The sequence below is a fragment of the Nocardia sp. NPDC060220 genome, assembly GCF_042727815.1.
Classification (GTDB): domain Bacteria; phylum Actinomycetota; class Actinomycetes; order Mycobacteriales; family Mycobacteriaceae; genus Nocardia.
Genome location: NZ_JBHWZY010000746.1, coordinates 1 through 3481 on the forward strand (window position 1 = coordinate 1; position 3481 = coordinate 3481).

Annotated in this window: 5 protein-coding genes; 3 read left to right on the plus strand and 2 right to left on the minus strand. The window is 66.9% G+C overall.

The window, feature by feature from the left end; translation table 11 throughout:
* The first annotated feature begins 6 nt into the window (after positions 1-6).
* The gene (locus ACFWF3_RS28870) at positions 7-174 is read left to right on the plus strand and encodes a hypothetical protein (protein WP_379316690.1); all 168 of its coding nucleotides are present in this window, start codon (positions 7-9) and stop codon (positions 172-174) included.
* A gap of 1 nt (position 175) precedes the next feature.
* On the opposite strand, the gene ACFWF3_RS28875 is transcribed toward ACFWF3_RS28870, so the two are convergent.
* Positions 176-1309 (minus strand): LuxR C-terminal-related transcriptional regulator, encoded by a 1134-nt coding sequence (locus ACFWF3_RS28875; protein ID WP_379316682.1) that lies wholly within the window; start codon positions 1307-1309, stop codon positions 176-178.
* Between the two features lie 86 nt (positions 1310-1395).
* Between ACFWF3_RS28875 and ACFWF3_RS28880 the strand changes: the two genes are divergently transcribed.
* Complete coding sequence (locus tag ACFWF3_RS28880; protein ID WP_379316684.1) at positions 1396-1866, plus strand: grhN; 471 nt, start codon at positions 1396-1398, stop codon at positions 1864-1866.
* A gap of 9 nt (positions 1867-1875) precedes the next feature.
* Complete coding sequence (locus ACFWF3_RS28885) at positions 1876-2673, plus strand: MBL fold metallo-hydrolase (protein WP_379316686.1); 798 nt, start codon at positions 1876-1878, stop codon at positions 2671-2673.
* A gap of 3 nt (positions 2674-2676) precedes the next feature.
* Here the strand turns inward: ACFWF3_RS28885 and ACFWF3_RS28890 are convergent, their stop codons facing one another.
* The gene (locus ACFWF3_RS28890; protein WP_379316688.1) at positions 2677-3261 is read right to left on the minus strand and encodes a TetR/AcrR family transcriptional regulator; all 585 of its coding nucleotides are present in this window, start codon (positions 3259-3261) and stop codon (positions 2677-2679) included.
* Positions 3262-3481: the final 220 nt, after the last annotated feature.

The following is a 3481-nucleotide window of genomic DNA, read 5'->3' on the forward strand; positions in this document are numbered from 1 at the left end:
GTCGCGATCGCCGCGGAAGGCGTCGCACCGGCACGCGCCGAACGCTTGGCCACGATGGCGATCGCGAGCGTCGAAGGCGCGGTGATCCTGTGCCGTGTCCACCGCTCGACTACCGCGCTCGACGAGGTCGTCGAAGAATTGCGCGTCCTGCTCGCCACCGCCGTCGGCACCTAGGTCAGTACGTCGGCCAGGGCCCACCCCGGATCGGTTTGGTGGCGGTGACGCGCTGCTCGTTGTCCCGGAAGCGGGGTTCGTAGTGGGTGAAGAACACCTTGGCGACCAGGTCTCGCCGGCTGTGGACGCCGGTCTTGTCGAAAATACTCTTCAGATGCTGCTGCACGGTGTGGGCGGAGACGGTCATGTCGTGGGCGATCTGCGAGGTCGAGGCACCCTGGAGCACCAGCCGGGTGACGTCGCGTTCACGCTCGGTGAGCCCATAGGCCGACATCAGCAGCGGGTAGATGCGGCTGGGGTGGGCCGGTTCGATGATCACCGCGACCCTGGTCTGTGCTGACGAGGTCAGGCGGGCACCGTGTAACACCACCCAGGTTCCCGACCTGGTCAGCGCTCGCGACACGAGTACCTCGTCGGGTCGGTCGTCCGCCGCGTTGCGGAACGCGCGGGCGGCGAGTGTGATCACCGCACTCGGCAGTTTCTCCCGGTCCCAGTCGCCGTCGGGGAGGTCCGACAGCCAGCGCCGCACCCCGGCACTGGCCGATTCGACCTCCCACGCCGAGTTGAGCACCAGCAGACCTGGCGAGTCCGCGTATTCGGGTTCGCCTGCCTGCCCGATCAGCAGCGCCCGGCGCACGCCGTCGGCCAGGGTCGGCGCCACGGTGGCCACGAAGTCCTTCTCGGTGGCGTCGAACATCGCGGCGCCGGGCTCGCGATAGAGCGCGAGCGCTCCCCACACCTCGCCGGATCGGGTGCGCAGTCGCGCGATCAATTCCTGGTCCCCACCCATCGTCATATTGCGTTGCCACCGTTCACTTTTCGACGGGTCGCCGCCGACGGTTTCGTGCAAGGTCGACAGTCCGGTCGCCGACCTGACCACATCGACGATGCCGTGGCGTTCCTCGCCGTATTCCGCGGCCAGCCACTGCGGCGGAAACTCGGCGAGGCCGAGATGGAAATGACTGGTCATCAGCAGCGACGCGGGATCGAGGGTGTACCAGCACGGCGTCCAGTAGTGCGGGACGGCGGTGGCCAGCACCTCCGTCGTCTCCTGCCACAGCGACACCAGATCGTGCGGCTCTCGGCACAACCGCCCGATCTTGTCGGCGGCGCGTTGCCTCGCATCCGTGCTCACAGATCAACGGTAGGCCGCGGCCGGACCAGGGGAAATACCAGATTTGTGGAATGTCGCGGCGACCGGGATATTCCTAGCCTCGGTGTATGACGAATACCGGAACCACACCTGTGCGCCTCAGTCCGCCACCACCGGAATTGATGCGCGTGATCAATCCTGTCGTGCGGCGTATCTTGGCGACGCGATTGCTCGGCAGTCGCATTCGCCGGCAGGGAATGGTCGAATTCACCGGCCGCCGCACCGGCCGCACGCTGCGGATCCCGGTCTGCCTGCACCATGTCGACGACGAGACGCTGATCTTCACCGAGCGACCATGGCGCCACAATCTGGTCGGCGGCGCGCCCGTCACCATCACCCATCGCGGGCAGATCCGCCACGGTCACGCCGTGCTCCTCGATGCCGCGCCTGCCCGAGTCGGCGCCGCGATGCGAGCGGCCATGGACGAGGGCGCCAGCCCCTTCGAACTCGGGCTGAAGGTCACGCGCGGCTACGACCCGACCGCCGACGACCTCGCCGTCATTGCGCGCTCGATCATCCGGGTCGATTTCGAGGATTGAGGAAGCATCATGCGTATCAATCGAATCCAGCACGACATCACTGTTCTCGCCGATGAACTGGAGGTTCCCGGCATCGGCCATATCCCGGTCAACGCCTACGTTCTGCACGCGGCGGAGCCTGTCGTCGTCGACACCGGTCTCAGCCTTCCCGACCGCGGGTTCATGGCGGCCCTGAGTTCGATCGTGGATCCGGCCGACGTGGAATGGATCTGGCTCACCCATCCCGATCGCGACCACACCGGATCGCTGTTCGACCTGCTCGATGCCGCCCCGAACGCCAGGCTGATCACGACATTCGCCGGCCTGGGCATCATGTCGTGTGCTCGACCGGTCCCGATGGATCGTGTGTACCTGCTGAACCCGGGGCAGTCCCTCGATGTCGGCGACCGACGCCTCACCGCGTTTCGCCCACCGTTGTTCGACAATCCGAGCACTGTCGGATTCTACGACGAACGCAGCGAATCATGCTTCACCTCTGACTGTTTCGGCGCTCCGCTGCCCAGCGCCGAACTCGCGACCGCCGACGATGTGGGTTACACGCCGCCGGCCGCGATTCGCGCGGCACAGCATCTCTGGGCGGCGGTGGACAGCCCGTGGGTGCACGTCGTGGACGAGGGCAAGTACCTCGCCACCGTGTCGGCGATGCGCGCCTTCGACCCGCGACGGATCCTCAGTACGCATCTTCCGCCCGCGGGTGGACGCACGTCGCAGTACTGGGACATGCTTGCCGAGGCGCCGCAGGCCGCGCCGTTCGTCGGTCCCGATCAGGCCGCGCTGGAACAGATGCTGGTGAGCTTCGAACCCTGATTGTCAGGCGGTGCGCAGGATCCTCAGTGCGGCTCGTTCGATGCGGTCGGCGATTTCGGTGTACGACTCGTAGCCCATGCCCGCCCGCACCAGCGCGCCCGCGTAGATGATCTCGAGCCATTCGATGACCTCGTTGTCGGCGTCGGGGCCGAGTGCGCGCGCGAGCCTGCTGCGGATCTCGATGCCGATGCGGGTGCGCAGGTGTTCGACATCCGGGTCCGAGCCCAGCAGCGCGCCGGTGACCGCACCGGACAACTCTTGTTCCTCGGCCACCAGCAGTGCGATGTTGCGCAGCTCGGCCAGCACCCGCACCGTCGGGTCGGGGTCCTCGCTCGCGGGCGAGTGCGAGGCCAGCAGGCGCCGCCAGAAGATCTCGGCGACCAGGTGCTCCTTGGAGGAGAAGTAGGTGTACGCGGTCGCGGTGGCGACGCCCGCCTCCGCGGCGACCAGCCGGATCGTCATGCCGGAGAAGCCATCGCGTGTCAGCACCACCAGCGCGGCCCTGGTCAGCCGTTCGACGGTGTCGGCCTGCTTCCCGGTCAATCGACGCCGGGTCGCTTCGAGGCTGATGGAATCGCTTTCAGACATGCGTCCGGATGTTACTCGCCAGTCCCGCAGCGTCGGTGAACCAGACCATGGCGGCGCGGGGGCCAGGGTTGATTCGTAACCCTGTCCAGAATACAATCTGGACACATGTCTGATGCATCGAACACGCCGTCCATCGCAGGCAAAGTAGTCGTTGTCACCGGCGGTGCGCGCGGCATCGGACGTGCGGTAGCGAGGGAACTGGCCGGGGCCGGGGCCGTTC

What these genes read in the sequence shown, in the direction of transcription:
- ACFWF3_RS28880 (WP_379316684.1), top strand. Translation starts at nt 1,396, where the DNA reads ATGACGAATACCGGAACCACACCTGTGCGCCTCAGTCCGCCACCACCG.
- ACFWF3_RS28885 (WP_379316686.1), top strand. Translation starts at nt 1,876, where the DNA reads ATGCGTATCAATCGAATCCAGCACGACATCACTGTTCTCGCCGATGAA.
- ACFWF3_RS28890 (WP_379316688.1), bottom strand. Translation starts at nt 3,261, where the DNA reads ATGTCTGAAAGCGATTCCATCAGCCTCGAAGCGACCCGGCGTCGATTG.